Raw genomic sequence first — 18051 nt, forward strand, 5'->3', positions numbered from 1 at the left:
GCTGTGCGCCTGTCCGTTGTGGATGCCCGCGCGCGTTCTGAGATGAAGACCTCGACACTGGTCCACCACTTCGTCGACGTCGCCGCCACCCGTTCCGATCAGCCTGCCGTGCTCGGCGACACCGGCCCGCTCGACTACGCCACCCTCGCCGGCCTGGCTGGCGGGCACGTCGACCTGCTGACCGCAGCGGGCGTCCAGCCCGGCGACCGGATAGGCATGCTGACCGCACACGGGGCCGCCACCATCGCCGCCATCCTCGGCACGCTCGCCACCGGCGCCACCTACGTGCCGCTCGACCCCGGCTTGCCCGAGCAGCGGCTGCGCCAACTGCTCGACGGCGCAGACGCCACCGCCCTGCTCTGCGGGGGCGAGCACACCGAGTTGGCCCGACGGCTCGCCGCCGACCGGCCGAGCCTGCGGATCGTCCCGGCCATCGACGTGCGACCCGCGCCGCTGCGACCGGTGCGGGTGGACCCGGACGCGCTCGCGTACGTGCTGTTCACCTCCGGGTCCACCGGGCGCCCCAAGGCCGTCGGGCAGAGCCACCGCAACCTCGCGCACGTGGTGAACAACCAGATCGCCACCCTCGACCTGCGGCCGGGCGACCGGCTCAGCCTGCTCGCCTCGTTCAGCTTCGACGCGTCCATCCCCGACCTGTACCCGGCGCTGCTCACCGGCGCCGCCGTCGTCCCGGTCGACCTGCGACGGCACGGCCTGGCGTACGCCGTCGAGCACCTGGCCCGCCACGGTGTCACCGTCTACCACTCCACCCCTACCGTCTACCGGTACCTGCTGGACACCCCGGGCGTCGAACGGCTCGACCGGGTCCGGGTGGTGCTGCTCGGCGGCGAGCAGGCCACCTACGCTGACGCCGCCCGGTCCCGAGGTCGCTTCGCCCCGGGCTGCGTCCTGGTCAACGGCTACGGGGCCACCGAGATGACCTTCGCGGCCCGATACGCGCTGCCGCTTGCCGACGTCGACCCGGCAGCCACGGGCCCGCTGCCGATCGGGACGGCTCTACCCGGGTACGCGCTGCGACTGGCACCGGACGGCGAGATCGTGGTCCGCAGCCAACACCTCGCGCCGGGCTACCTCGGTCAGGCCAGCGACACCTTCGGCCGCGACCCCGACGGCGTGCGGACGTACCGCACCGGTGACCTGGGTGAGCTGCTGCCCACCGGCGATCTGCGCTGCCTCGGCCGGCTCGACCGGCAGGTCAAGCTGCGGGGGTTCCGGGTCGAGCTGACCGAGATCGAGGCGGTGCTCGCCGCCGCGCCGGGCGTCGCGGAGGTGCGCGCCATCGCCCGCGACGGTGACGTGCTGGCCTACGTCCGGTCGGCCGGGCCGCCGGTGGACCCGGCCGCGCTCCGGGCCACCCTGGCCCGGCACCTGCCCGAGTACGCGTTGCCCCGCGCCGTCGTGCCGGTCGCCGAGTTCCCGCTGACCGTCAGCGGGAAGGTCGACGAGCGGGCCCTTCCCGACCCTGCCCGAGCCGGGTCGGTGGGGGACCAGCCGGCTACCCCGACCGAGCGGATCGTGCACGACATCTGGTGCGCCGTGCTCGGACGGGAGGCCGTCGGCCGCTCCGACAGCTTCTTCGACATCGGCGGGCAGTCCCTGCTGCTCGGTCAGGTGCAGCAGCGGCTGGCCGAACGGTTCGGCGTCCGGCCGCCGCTGCTCCGGCTCTTCGAGCATCCGACGGTCGCCGCCCAGGCTCGGCTGGTCGACCCACCGGCACCGGCCGTCGCGCCGGCACCGGCCGTCGGACCCGTACCGGCCGTCGTGGCCTTGGCCGCCGTGCCCCCCATGCCCGCTGGCCCGTCCGCCGCAACCGTCGGCGTACGCGAGTACACCGGCGACGAGATCGCCGTGATCGGTCTGGCCGGCCGATTCCCCGGCGCGGCGGACGCGGCCACGTTCTGGTGGAACCTGTGCGCCGGCGTGGACGCCATCCACGACCACAGTGACGAGGAGTTGGCGGCGCTGGGGGTCGGCCCCGGACTTCGCGCCGACCCCCGGCACGTCAAGGCCACCGGCCGGCTCGACGGGGTCGCCGACTTCGACGCCGAGTTCTTCGCCTTCGGCGACCAGGAAGCCGCCCGCACCGACCCTCAGCACCGACTGTTCCTGGAGACCGCGTGGGAGGCGCTGGAAGATGCCGGTCACGACCCGGCCCGGTTCCCCGGCCCGGTCGGCGTGTACGCCGCCACCTCCGTCAACCGCTACTTCCTGTTCCACCTCATGGACAACCCAGCCGTGGTCGGCGACGTCGACCCGGACGACTGGGAGGCCCGGCTGGTCGGTCGGCAGCTCGCCGACCACCTTCCCGGGCAGGTCGCTTACCGGCTGGGGCTGACCGGGCCGGCGGTGGCGGTGCAGAGCGCCTGCTCCAGCTCGCTGGTCGCCGTATGTCTCGCCGCGCAGAGCCTCGCCGACTACCAGTGCGACATCGCCCTGGCCGGCGGAGTGAGCGTGATGTGGCCCCGACACCGGCACATCCCGGGTGGTCTGGCCTCACCGGACGGCCGCTGCAGGGCCTTCGACGAGGCCGCCCAGGGCGCGGGCTTCGGCTCCGGAGCCGGAGTGGTGGCGCTGCGCCGCCTCGCCGACGCGCAGGCCGACGGTGACCACGTCCTCGCGATCCTGCCCGGCTGGGCGGTCACCAACGACGGCGCCGACCGGGCCGGCTTCGCCGTCCCCGGCCCGGCCGGGCAGGCCGCCGCGGTGGCCGGCGCGCTCGCCGCCGCCGAGGTCACCCCGGGCGAGGTCCGCTTCATCGAGGCGCACGGCAGCGGCACCCCGCTCGGCGACGCGATCGAGGTGGCCGCGCTGCACGAGGTGTACGAGGGCACCGCGCCCGCCGAGACCTGCGCGCTCGGCTCGGTGAAGACCAACATCGGCCACCTCGACGCCGCGGCCGGCATCGCCGGTCTGATCAAGGCGGTGCTCGCCGTGCAGCACGGCGTCATCCCGCCGAACCTGCACTTCACCCGGCCGCACCCGGAGATCGACCTGGCCAACGGCCCGTTCTACGTGCCGACGAAGGTACGGGAGTGGCCGAACGCGCCGCGTCGGGTCGCCGGGGTCAGCTCGTTCGGGCTGGGCGGCACCAACGCACACGTCGTGGTGGAACAGCCGCCCCCGGCGGAACCGCCCGACGCGGGGCCGACCGGGGTGCAGGTGCTGCCGGTCTCGGCGCGTACCCCGGTGGCCCTTCGGGCGGCGTTGACCCGGCTGCGGCGGCACCTGGCCGGCTCCGCGCCTGCCCTCGCCGAGGTCGCCGCGACGCTGGCGCTGGGCCGGCGCGAGTTCGGCTGCCGGGCCGCCGTGGTCGCCACCGACGCGGCCGGCGCGGTCACCGCGCTGGACGAGCTGCTGAGCACCGACGCCCGGGTCGCCGGCCCGGCCGGCGCGCTCCGCGAGCTGGCCGCCAGTTGGGTGGCCGGCCAACACCTGGACTGGACGGCCCTGCACCCGGCCGACGCCATCCGACGCACCTCGCTGCCCACCTACCCCTTCCAGCGGCGGCGGTACTGGATCGACCCCCCTCAGAAAGGCGAGCGGTGACCTGGTTCCTCTCCGCTGGCAGCCGCGATCCGGCGCCGGTGCAACTGTTCTGCCTGCCCTACGCCGGCGCCGGCGCCAGCGCGTTCCGCCACTTCCCGGGCCGTTTCGCGCCGGACGTCGAGGTGCTGCCCGTGCAGCTACCCGGCCGGGAGAACCGGATCAGCGAGGCCCCCCGCTTCCGGGTGGCCGACGTGGCCACCGCCATCGCCGAGCGGGCCGACGGTCCGTACGCGATCTACGGCCACTCGATGGGCGGCCGGCTCGGCTTCGAGGTGATCCGCGAGCTGCGCCGACGCGGGTGTCCGCTGCCGCTGCGGCTCTACGTGGGTGGCGCCCGCGCCCCGCACATCAACGCGCCCAGCGTCTTCGACGGGCTGTCGCAGGTGGACGATGAGGAGCTGCTGCGCCGGCTGCGGGTCGGCGGCGGGTTGCCCGGCGAGGTGCTGGGGCACCCCGAGCTGGTCGAGCTGCTGCTGCCGCTGCTGCGCGCCGACTTCGAGCGGGTGGACGGCTACCGGTACGGACCCGAGGAGCCGCTGCCGGTGCCGATCGTGGTGTTCAGCGGGCGTCACGACGGGGCGGTCAGCCGGGAGCAGAGCGACGCCTGGCGGGAGCACACCTGCGCCGGCTTCACCCTGCACGAGCTGGACGGCGGGCACTTCTTCCTGCACGACGCGCTGCCCGGGCTGGCCGCGGCGATCCGCGCCGACCTGCGCGCCGCGCTCGAACGGGAGACCGCTCGCTCCCCGACGACGGGCGGGCCGGCGCGCGCCGCGGCGGACGGGCACCGGGTGCCGCTGGGCGACACCGGCTGGTCGGTGTGGCGCGACGCCATCCTGCGCAGCACTGGCTTCCCCGCCGAGGGCTTGACCATGCTCGCCGCCCCGCAGGCCGCCGCCGCGGCCGACGAGCTGCTCGCCAGCGGCACCGGTGCCGACCTGTTCGACAAGGAGTTCGCCGCGGCGATCACCGCCGCCGGCCGAGGGCTGAGCGAGCTGGCCGCCGACCCGCTGCTGCGCGAGGCGGTCACCTGGCAGAATCGGAGTGCGCTGGTCGCCCTCGACGGCCTGGCCCGGGGCGGCCCCGATGCCGCCCGCAACGTGCGACGCCGGGAACGGGAACGCACCCTGCTCAAGTACTGGCAGCGGTACTGCGGCAAGAACGAGACGGTCGGCTTCTTCGGGCCGAGCTGCTGGGTCACCATCGACCCCGAGCTGCCGGTGGCGGCGCGGGTGCGCCCCGGCGCCGCGCTGACCCGCAGCCGTTGGGTGTGGTTCGAGTCCTGGGCGCTGGCCGCGTACGCCGAGCGGATCGGTCAGGACCCGGCGGTGCGCCGTTGGTGGGCGCCCCGGCTCGCCCCGCACCTGTGCCTCGTCGGCCGGGAGGTGCGTCGGCCGGGCCGGCCCCCCGTCCCGCTGTCCCCGGTGGAGGCGGCCCTGCTCACCGCCGCCGACGGCCACCGCACCGCGCGCGACGTGGTGACCGACCCGAGCATCGGGCTGCGCCGACCGGAGGACGGGTACGCGCTGCTGGACCGGCTGGTGCAGCGCGAGCTGGTCACCTGGGACGCCGAACTGCCGGTCAGTCCGGCCGCCGAGGAGGTGCTGCGGCAGCGGATCGCCGCCGTCGGCGACGCCCCGGCCCGGGCCGCCGCCCAGGCCGGCTTCGACCGGCTCTGCGCCGCCCGGGACGCGGTCGTCGCGGTGGCCGGAGACCCGGACCGACTGCGGGTGGCGCTCGGCGCGCTCGACGCGACGTTCACGGACCTGACCGGGCAGGCCGCACAACGCCGGGCCGGACAGATGTACGCCGGCCGGACCCTCTGTTACGAGGACACCAGCCGGGACCTGGACGTGGTCTTCGGAGCGCCGCTGCTGGACTCCGTCGCCGCGCCGCTGGCCATGCTGCTGAGGGCCGCCCGCTGGCTGGCCGTCGCGCTCGAGGACGCGTACGGGGCGGTGTTCCGGGAGCTGTACGAGGAACTGCGCGCCGAGGCCGGCGACGCCCCGGTCGCCCTGTCCGACCTGTGGTTCCTGGTCCAGGGGCTGTTCTGGGGCACCGGGGAGCGCCCGGTGGACGCGGTCGCCGCTCAGTTCGCCGCCCGCTGGGCGGAGCTGTTCGAGCTGGATCAGCAGCCTCCCGGCACCACCGAGGTGCGTCTCGACGTGGCGAACCTGGCCGCCCGGGTCGACGAGGCCTTCCCGGCCGTGCGGACGGACTGGTCCAACGCCCGGCTGCACAGCCCGGACCTGCAGATCTGCGCGGCCGACGCGGCCGCGCTGGCCCGGGGCGACTACACAGTGGTGCTCGGCGAGCTGCACGCCGCCTGGCCGTCGTTCGACTGTCAGGTGTTCACCCCGTCGCACCCGGACGTGGAGCGGCTGCGTGACGCGCTGGCCGCCGACCTCGGTCCGCACCGGATCCGGCTGCTCTTTCCCACCGACTGGCCGCGGCGCACGAGCCGGGTCGCGGAGGCGCTGATCGGCCCGACCGACCGGCAGTTGGCCTTCGCGCCGGCGCCCAACGCCGACCCGGACCGGGTGCTGCCCACCGTGGCGCTGACCGTGCACGACGAGGCGGGTCGGCTGGTGGTCGCCGCCGCCGACGGACAGCGTTGGTCGCTGACCGAGGTCTGCGCCGGGCTGCTCAGCACACACGCGGTCGACGGCTTCAAACTGGTCGCCGCCGCGCCGTACACCCCGCGGATCACCCTCGACCGGCTGGTGGTGGCCCGGCAGACCTGGCGGACCACGGTCGGCGCGTGCGGCCTGGGCGCGGTGACCGCGGAGCGGGCCCGCTTCCTGGCCGTGCGGGACTGGCGGCGCCGGTTGGGCCTGCCGGAGCAGGTGTACGTCAAGCTCGGCACCGAGACCAAGCCCTGCTTCGTCGATCTGAGCAGTCCCGCCTTCGCCACGATGTTCTGCGCAATGGTGCGGGCGGCCGGCCGGGACGGCGGCGACGCCACGACGCTGGTGGTCAGCGAGATGCTGCCCACCCCGCAGGACGCCTGGGTGCCCGACGCGGCGGGCCGGCGCTACTTCAGCGAACTACGACTGCACATCGTGGACACCGACAAGCCGGAGCTGATTCGATGAAGCACTTGTTGCCCCTCGGCACGACGGGCTGGTCGGTCTGGCGCGACGTGGTGCTGCGTACCGCCGGCTTCCCGGCCGACGGCCTGGCCGCTTTCGCCGCCCCGGAGGCCGCCGCCGCCGCGGACGCGCTGCTGGCCTGCGATGACAGCGCCGACCTGTTCGACAAGGCGTTCGCCGAGGCCCTGGCCGGGGCCTCGGTGACCGCCGGCGAGATCGCCGCCGATCCGCTGCTGCGCGAGGCGGTCACCTGGCAGAACCCGGCCATGTTGACCGCCCTGGACGGGTTGCTGCGTACCGACCCGTCGGTGCGCAACCACTGGCGGCGTCGGCGCGAACTGAGCCTGCTGCGCTACTGGCAGCGCTACTGCGGCAAGGCCGAGACGATCGGCTTCTTCGGCCCGGTCTGCTGGGGCGTCCTCGACCCCGCTGAGGAGTCGACCCGGCTGAGCCCGGGGCCGGGGCTGCTGTCGGGCCGGCTGGTGCGCTTCGAGGCGTGGGCGTTGATCGCGTACGCCGATCGGCTCGCCGACGACCTGGACGTGCGTCGCTGGTGGGCGCCAGCGCTGGCGCCGCACCTGACGGTGGAGGGCCGGCGGCTGCACCGGCCGCTGCACCCCCCGGTGGAGGTGTCCACGCTGGAGGCCCGGCTGCTGGCCGGGTGCGACGGGCGTACGCCGGCACTGCGGCTGGTCGAGGGGATCCTTGCCGACGGCGACGCCGGCATGCGCTCCGCCGCCGACGCGTACCTGCTGCTCGACCGACTGGTCGAGCGTGGCCTGCTGACCTGGGACGCCGGTCTGCCGATCAGCCCCCGGGCCGAGCAGGTGCTGCGGGAGCGGCTGGACGCGATCGGCGCGGCCGACCTGCGCGCCGAGGTGATCGACGGCTTCGACCGGCTCTGTGCGCGCCGCGACGACGTCGCCGCGGCGGCTGGCGACCCGGACCGGTTGGGCGCCGCGCTGGAGGCGCTGAACGCAGAGTTCACCGAGGTCACCGGTCGGCCCGCCACCCGGCAGGCCGGTCAGATGTACGTCGGCCGGACGGTGGTGTACGAGGAGACCGCCCGGGATCTCAGCGTGACCGTCGGTGCGGGGGTGCTCGATGCCCTCGCCGCGCCGCTGGCCGTGCTGCTCCAGGCCGCGCGGTGGCTGACCGCGGAGATCGGCGCCGCCTGCGAACGGCTCCTCGCCGAGCTGTACGAGGAGTTGCGCGCCGACGGCCCGGTGCGGCTGGCCGACGTCTGGTCCCTGGCCCAGGGGCTGCTGCTCGCCCCGGAGGGGCCACTGGCTGCCGCCGGAGCCGGCTTCACCGCCCGCTGGGCGGAGTTGTTCGACCTGGCCGCGCTGCCGCCGGGGCAGTCGGAGCTGCGGCTCAGCGCCGCGGAGCTGACCGAGCGGGCCCACCGGGTGTTCCCGGCGACCGCGCCGGGTTGGCCGTCCGGCCGGATCCACAGCCCGGACGTGCAGATCAGCGCCGTCGACCTGGACGCGTTGAACCGGGGTGAGTTCCTGCTGGTGCTGGGCGAGCTGCACCCGGCTCACGTGCCCTTCGACAGCGCGGTCTTCGTGCCGTTCCACCCGGACCCGGTGGCGCTGCGCGCCGGGCTGGACGCCGACCTCGGCCCGGCCCGGGTCCGGGTGCTCTACCCCGAGGGCTTCCCGAGGGTGACCACCCGCACCACGTACGGGCTGAACAGCGCGGCCGACCGGCAGCTCGGCATCGACACCGCCCGCGGTGGTGAGATCGACCGGTTGGTCCCCGCCACCGAGGTGCGGGTGGTGCCGGCGGGTGACCGGCTGGAGGCGGTGCTGCCCGACGGCACCCGCTGGCCGCTGGTGGAGGTCTTCGCCAACCTGCTCGGGTCGTTGCTGTTGGACAGCTTCAAGTTGCTCGACCCGGCGCCGCACACGCCCCGGATCACCATCGACCGCCTGGTGGTTGCCCGGCGGACGTGGCGGACCACGGTGGGGGACAGCGGTCTGGCCGGGGTGAAGGGGGAGGCCGGCCGGTTCCTCGCGGTGCGCCGATGGCGGGCCCGGCTCGGCCTGCCGGAGCGGGTGTTCGTGAAGCTCGGCACCGAGGTCAAGCCCTGCTATGTAGACCTGACCGGCCCGCTCTACGCCCAGTCGCTGTGCGCGATGGTCGACGCCGCCGCCCGTACCGGGCCGGACGTCGCGATCGTGGTCACCGAGTTGCTGCCGACGCCCGACGACAGCTGGGTGACCGACGCGGAGGGCCGCGGGTACGTCAACGAGCTCCGCCTGCAGGTCACCGATCCGAGCAGCTACCCCGGGGGAAACGGGTGACCGACATCCTGTCCGTCAGCGCCGTGCGGGGCGAGTCGCTGCCCTGGCCGGACGCGACGCTCGCCGAGCTGGTCGTGGCGCAGGCCGCCCGCACCCCGGACGCGGTGGCCGTGCGCCAGTGGGACACGCGGCTCAGCTATGCCGAGCTGCTGTCCCGGGCCGCCGGGGTGGCCGCCACGCTGCGTGCCCGGGGGGTCGGTCGGCAGACCCGGGTGGGTGTGTGCGGCACCCGTCGACCGGACTTGGTGGCCACCGTGCTCGGTGTGCTGCTGGCTGGCGGTTGTTACGTGCCGCTGGAGCCGGGCGGCCCGCGTCGGCGGTTGCATGCGATCGCCGCCGACGCGGGCCTGTCCCTGGTGGTGGGCGACGCCGCGGAGGCCGAGTTCGGCGCCGCGCCCGGTGTCGAGGCGATCGGCCTGCCCGGTCCGGCTTCCCTCGCGCCGTGCCCGGCCCGCCCCGGCGATCCGGCGTACGTGCTGTTCACCTCCGGCTCTACCGGCCGACCCAAGGGTGTGCTCACCACCCACCGCAACGTGGTCGAGTTCGTCAGCGGCGTGGTCGCGCTCAGCGGCGCGGACGCCGGCGTGCGCAGCCTGGGCATCGCCTCACTTGGCTTCGACGCGGCGACCATGGACCTGTTCGTCCCGCTGCTGCTCGGTGGCACGGTGCAGCTGCTCGGCGCCGAGGACCGCGCCGACCCGGTGCGCCTGGCCCGGTTCATCGTCGCGCACGAGGTGAACTGGGGCTTCATCACGCCCACCGTGCTGGCCATGCTCGACCCGGAGGAGGTGCCCGACTGGCGCACGGTGCTGTGCGGTGGCGAGGCCGTCCCGGCCGCGTTGGCCGCGCGCTGGGCGCCCGGCCGGCGCTTCCTCAACGGGTACGGGCCGACGGAGACCACGGTGCTGGCGGTCAGCGGCCCGTTGAGCGCCACCGAGACCGACCCGGTGCCGATCGGCCGGCCGCTGCCCAACCATCGCGCGTACGTGGTGGACGCCGCGCTGGACCCGATGCCGGTGGGGGAGACCGGTGAGCTGCTGATCGGCGGGCCCGGGCTGGCCGACGGATACCTGGGCCAGCCCGCGCTGACCGCCGAGCGTTTCGTCCCGGACCCGTTCTCCGGCCTGCCCGGTGAGCGCCTGTACCGCACCGGTGACCTGGTCCGCCACGACCCGGACGGGCGGATCGTCTACCTCGGCCGGGCCGACCGGCAGGTCAAGATCCGGGGGCAGCGGATCGAGCTGGGTGAGGTCGAGGCGGTGCTGGCCGACCTGCCCGGCGTCGCCTCGGTGGCCGTTGAGGCGGTGGCCGGGCCGGCCGGCACCGAGCTGGTCGCGTTCCTCACCCCGACGGACGCGCCCGACGACGCGCGGCTGCGCGCGTACGCCGGCAGTCGGCTGACCGCCGCGATGCTGCCGGCCCGGGTGCTGCGCCGCGCCGCGCTGCCGGTGAGCCCGACCAGCGGCAAGCTGGACCGGCCGGCGTTGCGGGCGCTGGCCGTCACCGCCCTCACCACCCCACCGGCCGAGCCGGGCGGCACGCCCGCCGACGCGGCGGTGCCCGCCGACCTGACCGACGACCCGGTCGCGGCGGCGGTGGCCGGGATCTGGACCCGGCTGCTGGGCGCGCCGCCGGGTCCGGACACCGACTTCCTCGCCGCCGGTGGCAACTCCATCGCGGCGATGCGGCTGGTGGCCGCCCTGCGCGACGAGCTGGGCCGGCAGGTGGACACCCGGGAGGTGTTCGCGCTGCGCGGCTTCGGCCGGTTGGTCGAGCAGGTCGCCGTCGCGCCGAGCGCCGGCGACGAGTTGAGCACCGGCAACCCGCCGACGCTCTCCCCCCGCCGCAGCGCCGGCTCTGGTTCGTCGACCAGCTCGCGCCGTCCAGCGCGCCGTACAACATCGCGGTGGCGCACCGGTTGCGCGGGCCGCTGGACACGGCCGCGCTCGGCGCCGCGCTGCGGGCCGTGGCTGTCCGGCACGACGTGCTGCGGTGGCGCATCCCGCAGACCAGCGGCGTGCCGTACGCGGTCTGCGCGGAGCCCACCGACGTGGCGGTGCCGGTGGTCGACCTGACCGACAGCGCCGACCGGGAGGCGGAGCTGGCCCGGATGCTCGCCGCCGGCGCCGCGCACCCGTTCGACCTGGCCACCGGGCCGCCCTGGCAGGTGACCGTCTACCGGCTCGGGCCGGACCAGCACGTGCTGGCGGTCACCTGGCACCACGCGGTCTTCGACGGCTGGTCCGAGCGGGTCTGCTACGACGACTTGGCCACCGGGTACGGCCGGGCGGTGGCCGGCCAGCCGCCCGCGCTGCCGGAGCTGCCCGCCCGCTACGCCGACTACGCGGTGTGGCGGGACGCGCGGGACCGGCGTCGGGGCGAGGCCGATCTGGCCTGGTGGGCCGGGCACCTGAGTGGCGCGCCGACCGTCCTGGAGCTGCCCCGCGACCGGCCCCGGCCGGCGGTTCAGACCTACGCGGGCGCGGAGGCGTCCGTCCGGTTGTCGGCGCCGGCCGACCACGCCGTGCGGGAGCTGGCCGAGCGGCGCGGCACGACGGTCGCCGCGGTGCTGCTCGCCGCCTTCGGTGAGCTGATCGCCCGGCTCACCGGCGGCGACGACCACGTGCTCGGGGCGATCGTCGCCGACCGGCGGCTGGCCGCCTTCGACGACGTGGTCGGCTTCTTCATCGACACCGTGCCGGTCCGGGTACGGACCGCCGGCGCGAGCTTCGCCGAGCTGGTCGACCGGTGCGCCGACGAGCTGCACGAGGCCACGGCGCACCCCGGCGCGCCACTGGAACGCATCGTCGAGGCACTGGGCGTCGGCCGGGACACCGCCCGGGCGCCGCTGGTGCAGGTGCTGTTCAACGTGCTCAACTTCGCCCCGCCCCGACTGGACCTGAGCGGGCTGAGCGCCGAGCCGGTGGCCGTGCCTAAGCCCGGCTCGCCGTTCGACATCACCGTCTACGTGGTGGAGCGCGACGGCCGGGCCGGGGTCGAGGTGGTCTACAACCCCGACCTGTTCGACGCCACCCGGATCGAGGACCTGCTCGCCGACCTGGCGGACCTGGTGGACGCGCTGGCTGCCACGCCGCACGCGCCGGCCCGTGCGGTGGCCGGGGACCTGCCCCGGCCCACCGTGCGGGTGCCGCAGCTCGGCGCCATGACGGTCGCCGGTGCGGAGGCCGCCGGCCCGCCGCCCGGTCTGCTGCCCGCCGGACCGGACGGGCTCACCGAGACCGAGGAGCTGATCGCCGGAATCTGGCGGGAGGTCCTCGAGCGGGACCGGGTCGGCGTCACCGACAACTTCTTCGACATCGGCGGCCACTCGCTGGCGCTCGCCGCCGTGCACGCCCGGCTGATCGCCGCCACCGGCCGCTCGATCCGGATGCTCGACCTGTTCCGCCACCCCACCGTCCGGGCCCTCGCCGCCAGCCTGGACGGCGCCGCCGACCGGCCGGAGCTGGCCCGGGCCGCGATGCGGGCCGCCGCCCGCCGTGGCCGTACCCGCCGTATCCCTCCCCGCCGCCCTGGCGGCACCGCGTGACGAAGGACAGCCTGATGAGCAACCCGACCACACGGCCCAACGACGCCACCGACCTGGCGGACGAGGGCATCGAACCGATCGCGATCGTCGGCCTCGCCGCGCGCCTACCCGGCGCCGCCGACGTGCACGAGTTCTGGCGCAACCTGGTCGACGGGGTCGAGTCGGTCACCGAGCTCACCCGCGAGGAGCAGTTGGCCCGGGGCGCGACAGTCAACGAGGTCGACGATCCGGGCTGGGTCAATCGCGTCCCGCTGGTCGACGGGTACGACGAGTTCGACGCCGGGCTGTTCGGGATGACCCGCCGGGAGGCCGAGCTGACCGACCCACAGCACCGGCTGTTCCTGGAGACCTGCCACACCGCGCTGGAGGACGCCGGCTACGACCCGTCGCGCTACGACGGCGCGGTCGGCGTGTACGCGGGCACCGGCGGCAACCTGTACCTGCAGCGCAACGTGCTGCGTAACCAGCGGGTCGGCGGCAACCCGCACACCGCGGTGTCCATCGCCACCGGCAACTCGCCGAACTACGTGGCCACCAACGTGTCGTACCGGCTGGACCTGCGTGGGCCCAGCATGACCGTGCACACCGCCTGCTCGACCTCGTTGGTCGCCTTCCACCTGGCCTGCGAGGCGCTGCGCAACGGCGAGTGCGACATGGCCCTGGCCGGCGCGGCGAACATCGAGCTGCCGCACGTCGGCTACCTGGGGATGGAGGGCTTCACCTCGCCTGACGGCCGGTGCCGCCCGTTCGACGCCGACGCGAACGGCACGGTGTGGGGCAGCGGAGTGGGGGTGACCCTGCTCAAGCGGCTCTCCGACGCCATCGCCGACGGCGACACCGTACGCGCCGTGGTGCTCGGCAACGCGATCAACAACGATGGCGCCGGCAAGGTCGGCTTCACCGCGCCGAGCGTCGACGGGCAGATGGCGGTGGTCGCCCAGGCCGTGGCGATGGCCGACGTCGACCCGCGCACCATCACCTACGTCGAGGCACACGGCACCGGCACGGCGATGGGCGACCCGATCGAGGTGGCCGCGCTCTCCGCGGTCTACACGAAGGACACCGACGAGCGGGGCTGGTGCGGCATCGGCTCGGTGAAGTCGAACATCGGGCACCTCAGCCAGCCGTCGGGCATCGTCAGCGTGATCAAGACGGTGCTGGCCATGGAGCACGGTCTGATTCCACCGACGATCAACTTCGAGACGCCGAACCCGGCGGTCGAGTTCGCCGACACCCCGTTCTTCGTGACGAACACGCTGACCAAGTGGGACGCCGACGGCGGGCCGCGCCGGGCGGGGGTCAGCTCGTTCGGCATCGGCGGCACCAACGCGCACGTGGTGCTGGAGGAGGCGCCGGCGGCGTACCGGGACGACCGGCGGGTGCGCCCGGCGCACCTGCTCCAGGTCTCCGCGGCCACCCCCACCGCCCTGGACGCGGCGGTGCGGCGCCTCGCCGATCACCTGGACGGCGCGGCCGACGCCGGGCCGGAGTACCTCGCCGACATCGCGCACACCCTGCGCGTCGGCCGCCGGCAGTACGCGCACCGCCGCGCCGTGGTCGCCACCGACCTGCCCGCCGCGGTCGCTGCCCTGCGCTCTCCCAAGCGCGGCCCCCGCGCACCGCAACCATTGACCGACAGTCCAGCCCGGGCACAGGTAGCTTTCCTGTTCAGCGGTCAGGGAGCCCAGTACGCCGGCATGGGCGCGCAGCTCTACGCCGAGCAGCCCAGCTTCGCGGCCGCCGTTGACGAGTGCGCCGAGCTGCTCCGCCCCGAACTCGGCCTGGACCTGCGTGACCTGATCCTCGGCCGCGACCCGGCGGCGGGGGAGCGCCTCGTCGAGACCCGCTACACCCAGCCGGCCCTGTTCACCGTCGAGTACGCCCTGGCCGTCCTCTGGCAGGCCGCCGGGGTGCGGCCGGCCGCGATGATCGGCCACTCCATCGGCGAGTACGTCGCCGCCACCATCGCCGGCGTGCTGAACCTGCCCGACGCGCTGCGGGTGGTCGCCGGCCGGGGCCGGCTCATGCAGTCGGTGCCGACCGGGTCGTTGCTGGCGGTGGCGCTGGACGAGTCGGTGGTCGCCGCGCAACTGCCCGCGGAGCTGGCGGTCGCCACCGTCAACGGCCCGGGCACCTGCGTGGTGGCCGGCCCGACCGCGGCGGTCGAGGCGTTCGCCGCCACGCTGGACGGCAAGAGCAAGATGCTGCGCACCTCGCACGCCTTCCACTCGCCGATGATGGACCCGATCCTGGCCGAGTTCACGGCGCTGATGGGCACGGTCACGCTGCGCCCGCCGACGCTGCCGTTCCTGTCCAACGTCACCGGCACCTGGATCACCGCCGAGCAGGCCACCGACCCGGCGTACTGGGCGGCGCACCTGCGGCAGCCGGTCCGTTTCGGCGACTGCGTCGCCACCCTGCTCGCGGCGGGCACCTGGCAGCTGCTCGAGTGCGGCCCCGGCCGGCAGTTGGCCAGCCTGGCCCGGATGCAGGTGGCCAGGGCCGCACCGGAGCAGCGCCCGCTCGCCCCGCTGAGCAGCCTGCCCGGGCCGGGCGACGGCACCGGCGACCTGGCCACCCTGCTCGGCGCCGCTGGCGCGCTCTGGTCCGCCGCCGTGCCCGTGCGCTTCGACGACGACCCGGCGGCCCGGCGGGTGCCGCTGCCCACGTACCCCTTCGAGCGCCGCCGCTTCTGGATCGACCCGGATCCGGAGCAGCCGGTCGTGACCGCCCCGGTCGAGGTGGGTCCGCGACCGCTGCCGCAGTGGTTCGCGGTGCCGGTCTGGCAGCAGGCCGCGCCGCTGCCGGCGGCCGAGCCGCTGGGCCGCTGCCTGGTGCTGACCGCCGGCCCGCGCGGTGACGCGCTGGTCGCCGGCCTGCGGGCCGCCGGCGCCGACCCGATCGTGGTACGCCCCGGCGACTCCTTCGCCGGGACCGACAACGGCTACCACCTGCGCCCCGGTGTACGCGCCGACTACGACGACCTGGTCGCGGCGCTTACCGCCGACGCGGTGCCGGCCCGGTTCGTGCACGCGTTCACGCTGGACGGCCCGCCAGCCGGCACCGACATCGCGGCGGTCTGGGCCGCGCAGGAGCGGGGCTTCTTCAGCGCCCTGCACCTGGTGCAGGCACTCGCTGGCGCCGGCCTGACCAGCGAGGACGACGGCCTCGCCCTGGACCTGGTGACCAGCGGGGTCGGCGACGTCCGCGGCGACGACCTGCGTCGCCCGGAGCACACCACCCTGGCCGGGCTGGTCCGGGTGCTGCCGGCCGAGCTGCCCGGGCTGGCCGTGCGGCTGGTCGACGGGGACCCGGCCGAGGACGACGTCGCCGCCGTGGTCGCCGAGCTGCGCCGCCTCCTGGACCCGGAGCGGGCCGAGGTGGCGCTGCGGGGGCGGCGTCGCTGGCTGCCCGGCTTCGAGCAGGTGACGGTGGACTCCGAGGTGGAGGCGGGAGCCCTGCGTGACGGTGGCCGGTACGTGATCACCGGTGGCCTCGGCGGCATCGGCATCACCCTGGCCGAGGACTTCGCCACCCGGGCCCGGGCCAGGCTGGTGCTGCTGGCCCGCTCCGGGCTGCCGGAGCGTGAGCGGTGGGACGACCACCTCGCGGTGCACGGCGACGACCGGGCCGGCCGGGCCATCGCGGCGATCCGCCGGATGGAGGCCGCGGGCGCCGAGGTGCTGGTGCTCGCCGCCGACGTCACCGACCCGGCCGACCTGCGCCGGGTCCGCGACGCCGCGCAGGCCGCGTACGGTGGCATCGACGGCATCGTGCATGCGGCCGGCCTGCCCGGCGGGGGAATGGCCGAGGTGAAGGAGCGGGCCGAGGCCGAGCGGGTGCTCGCCCCGAAGCTCGCCGGCACGCTCGCCCTCGCCCAGGTCTTCGGTGACCTGCCACTGGACTTCGTGGTGCTGTGCTCGTCGATCACCGCCGTGGTCGGCGGCTTCGGACAGGTCGACTACTGCGCCGCGAACGCGTTCCTCGACGCGCACGCGCGCTCGGGCGCAGGCTGGCGGGCACCGGTGCTGTCGCAGAACTGGGGCGGCTGGGCCGAGGTCGGCATGGCCGTGGAGACCGCCGTGCCGGCCGGCTTCCGGGCGGCCGGCCGGGACACCGTCACCGCGGCGGTCGACCACCCGGTGCTCACCACGAAGGTCACCGGGCCAGACGGCACCGTGCTGCACGGGCTGGTCTCCGCGGCCACCCACTGGCTGCTCGACGAGCACCGGATCGGGGGTGTGCCGGTGGTGCCGGGCACCGCCCACCTGGAGTCGGTCCGGGCCGCGGTGGCCGCCGCGCTGCCCGCGCCCGGTCCGGCCGCGGCGGTGGAGCTGCGCGACGTGGTTTTCCTCGAGCCGTTCGCGGTGCCCGAAGGCACCGTCGCCCAGTACCGGGTGGAGCTGACCGGCACCGACGAGGGCGGCACCGAGTTCGCGGTGCGGAGCCTCGCAGGCGGCCGGCTGCGGACCCACGTGCGGGGCGGCGCGGGCTGGACCGACGAGCCGGCACCGGCACCGCAACCGGCCACGGTCGTGGGTCGCCGGGTGGACGACGACGCGTCGTTCGGGCGGGGCCGGACCAGCATGCTGACGTTCGGGCCGCGCTGGGCCGCGCTGCGGGAGCACCACCTGGCCGACGGCGAGGAGCTGGCGGTCGTCGAGGCGCCCGCCTCGGCGGCCGACGACCTGCCCGTCTGGGGCCTGCACCCGGCACTGCTGGACGTGGCGACCGCGTTCGGTCGGGGCCAGGGCAGTGGCACCTACCTGCCACTGTCCTACGGCCGGATCGTGGTGCGCGGTTCGCTGCCGGCCCGGTTCACCAGCCGGTTGCGGCACCGCACCGGCGGCACCGACGAGGTGGTCGCCGCGGACCTGTCGCTGCGCGACCCGGACGGCCGGGAGCTGGTCGAGATCAGCGACTTCGTCCTGCGCAGGGTGGACCAGGGCGCCGTCACCGGTGGCCTGAGCGGGCCTGCCGGCGACGACGCAGGGGCGGTGCCGGCCCCGTCCACCGAGGACATCCGGCCGGTGGACGGCGCGGAGGCGTTCCGCCGTAGCCTCACCGCCGGTCTCGGCGCCCAGGTGGTGATCGCCACCCGGACGGTCGAGGACATTCGGCACCGTGCCGGCCGGGTCACCTCCGGCAACCTGGCCGGCGACGAGGCGGCCTCCGGGCCGGCCGCGACCGGGGCGTCGGCCGGCACGGCCGGGCCGGGCACCGAGTTGGAACTGGCCATCGCCCGGGTCTGGCAGGACCGGCTCGGGGTGCCCGAGGTGGGCGTCGACGACGACTTCTTCGCCCTGGGCGGCAACTCCCTGGTCGCGGTCCAGCTGATCGCGGCGATGCGCACGGCGACCGGGGTGCGCCTGCCGATGCGCAGCCTCTTCGAGACCCCCACCGTGGCCGGGCTGGCAGCCCGGATCGAGGAACTGCGCGTCGCCGCGGCCGAGACCGACGAGCCGGTCACCCCGGCACCGATCCCCGCCATTCCGCGACTGCCCCGTGCGTGACGAGAAACCAGGAGTGGAGAGAA

5 protein-coding genes and 1 pseudogene are annotated in these 18051 nt (G+C 75.4%); all 6 read left to right on the forward strand.

What is annotated here, in order from left to right:
* The first annotated feature begins 42 nt into the window (after positions 1-42).
* The 6 genes and pseudogenes from IW249_RS22885 (at position 43) to IW249_RS22905 (ending at position 18028) form a co-directional block, all read left to right on the forward strand.
* Entirely contained in the window at positions 43-3567 is a 3525-nt protein-coding gene (locus IW249_RS22885; protein ID WP_196922631.1) for a beta-ketoacyl synthase N-terminal-like domain-containing protein, read from the forward strand.
* Positions 3564-6662 (forward strand): thioesterase domain-containing protein, encoded by a 3099-nt coding sequence (locus IW249_RS22890; protein ID WP_196922632.1) that lies wholly within the window; start codon positions 3564-3566, stop codon positions 6660-6662. Before IW249_RS22885 ends, IW249_RS22890 begins: the two co-directional genes overlap by 4 nt.
* Positions 6659-8968, forward strand: a complete 2310-nt coding sequence (locus IW249_RS22895) for a lantibiotic dehydratase (protein ID WP_196922633.1) — start codon at positions 6659-6661, stop codon at positions 8966-8968. Before IW249_RS22890 ends, IW249_RS22895 begins: the two co-directional genes overlap by 4 nt.
* 110 nt (positions 8969-9078) lie before the next feature.
* A pseudogene (locus tag IW249_RS34390) lies at positions 9079-10683 on the forward strand (non-ribosomal peptide synthetase); the annotation flags it as partial.
* Positions 10575-12515 (forward strand): condensation domain-containing protein, encoded by a 1941-nt coding sequence (locus IW249_RS34395; protein ID WP_231393928.1) that lies wholly within the window; start codon positions 10575-10577, stop codon positions 12513-12515. The pseudogene IW249_RS34390 and the gene IW249_RS34395, both read left to right, overlap by 109 nt.
* A gap of 14 nt (positions 12516-12529) precedes the next feature.
* Complete coding sequence (locus IW249_RS22905; protein ID WP_196922634.1) at positions 12530-18028, forward strand: type I polyketide synthase; 5499 nt, start codon at positions 12530-12532, stop codon at positions 18026-18028.
* Positions 18029-18051: the final 23 nt, after the last annotated feature.

It is taken from the genome of Micromonospora vinacea (assembly GCF_015751785.1).
Taxonomy (GTDB): Bacteria; Actinomycetota; Actinomycetes; order Mycobacteriales; family Micromonosporaceae; genus Micromonospora; species Micromonospora vinacea.

Excerpts from the sequence above, each read along its gene's own strand:
- IW249_RS22885 (WP_196922631.1), top strand. The coding sequence starts at position 43 with ATGAAGACCTCGACACTGGTCCACCACTTCGTCGACGTCGCCGCCACC.
- IW249_RS22905 (WP_196922634.1), top strand. The coding sequence starts at position 12,530 with ATGAGCAACCCGACCACACGGCCCAACGACGCCACCGACCTGGCGGAC.
- IW249_RS22895 (WP_196922633.1), top strand. The coding sequence starts at position 6,659 with ATGAAGCACTTGTTGCCCCTCGGCACGACGGGCTGGTCGGTCTGGCGC.